Origin of the sequence: Aldersonia kunmingensis, assembly GCF_001646865.1 — a bacterium.
GTDB lineage: Bacteria > Actinomycetota > Actinomycetes > Mycobacteriales > Mycobacteriaceae > Aldersonia > Aldersonia kunmingensis.
On record NZ_LRRB01000273.1, the window covers coordinates 1 to 1,460 of the forward strand.

The window sequence follows — 1,460 nt, forward strand, 5'->3', positions numbered from 1 at the left end:
ACGTTGCTGAGCTCGCGGCAACTGGGAGAATCGGTGGGTGAGCACCGCGATGCCGTCGTACAAGGGCCACCGCTACCCGCCCGCGATCATCAACCACTGTGCGTGGTGTACTTCCGGTTCCCGCTCAGCTTCCGTGAGATCGAGGAACTCATGCTCGAACGCGGTGTCGTGGTCAGCTACGAGACGATCCGGCGGTGATGTGCCGAGTTCGGGCAGGAATACGCCAACCGGTTGCGCCGACGGCGCCCACGGCCCGGCGACAAGTGGCATCTGGACGAGGTGTTCCTCCGGATCAACAGCACACAGCATTACCTGCGGCGCACAGCGCCAGCACGGCAACGTACTCGATATTCTGGTCCAGTCCCGCCGAAACGCGGTGGCGGCCAACGGTTCTTCCGCAAGCTGCTCAAAGGTCTGGAGTATGTACCGCGCGTGATCGTCACCGACAAGCTGGGCAGCTACCAGGTGGCGCACCGCGAGTTGCTGGGATCGGTCGAGCACCGGCGATCGAAGTATCTGAACAAGCCCGGCACGCGAAGTCCTGTACCTGCAAACCGCGGCACAGTTCGGTGATCCGGCCGGCGCGGACCGGCTCGCGGAACTCACCACCGTTGTGCAAGGCCCCCGCGTTGTGGCGGCGGCAGCGCACGCTGCCGCCCTACGTGACAACAACGCAGAGGTCCTGTTCTCGGCCGCCCGCGCCTACGAAGACTTCGGCGACCGAATCGCCGCCGCCGACGCCGCTGCAGGCCGCCGTTGTGTACCGCGGGCAGGGGCGCCGCGGTGCGGCGCTCACCGCGGCAGCGTTCGCGAACCGCCCAGCAGATGAAACCTGTGCCGACACACCGGCTTTGCGCGCAAATTACTGTCCCGTGCCGCTCATTGCGCGGCAACGCGAGATCATCACCCTCGCCGGACATGGAATGTCGAACCGGGAGATCGCCGAACGATTGACCATGTCGGTTCGCACCGTCGAGGGTCACCTATTCCGCGCATCCCAACGCACCGGTGTCAGCACCCGCCAGGCGTTGATCGCGTTGGTCACGCCATACCCTTCCGACACAGATCGCCGACGCCGGGTCCGTCGTCCATCATCTGGCGCAGATCGCCGGGCACGCCGACCTACTGATCACCACCGGGGCCGGACCGACGGCGGCAGCGGTTACGCGACCTGCGATCACCTCCGGCACGCAAACCTCAGGTCGTCGACGAGATGACCACAGTAGAACAGCCCCACCACCTCCATCGGCACCCCGTTCGTGAGCTCATCGACTCCGAACCTGCGCTCCAACTTCGCAGGCTGACCGGCCCACGCCAACCAGGTGGTCAGCGTGGGTCTTGGTCATCGCGGAGCCGGTCGCGTTCGGAGGTGAGGGCGGTGTTGGTGTCGCGCAGTTCGGTGTTGGCGTCTTCGAGGTCGAGGATGCGGGCGATCGCGGCGAGGTTGACCCCTTGCTCGG

Annotated in this window: 2 protein-coding genes and 1 pseudogene; all 3 read left to right on the forward strand. The window is 65.8% G+C overall.

From position 1 onward, the window contains the following. Positions 1–198, forward strand: a pseudogene (locus A8G08_RS28510) (hypothetical protein); the annotation flags it as partial. An 81-nt stretch (positions 199–279) separates the two neighbouring features. Beyond that, a complete protein-coding gene (locus A8G08_RS28515) occupies positions 280–573 on the forward strand; it encodes a DDE-type integrase/transposase/recombinase (RefSeq protein ID WP_425394591.1) in 294 nt (97 codons plus the stop codon). 299 nt (positions 574–872) lie between these two features. Next, positions 873–1,217 (forward strand): response regulator transcription factor, encoded by a 345-nt coding sequence (locus A8G08_RS28520; protein ID WP_157108728.1) that lies wholly within the window; start codon positions 873–875, stop codon positions 1,215–1,217. The last annotated feature ends 243 nt before the right edge of the window (positions 1,218–1,460 follow it).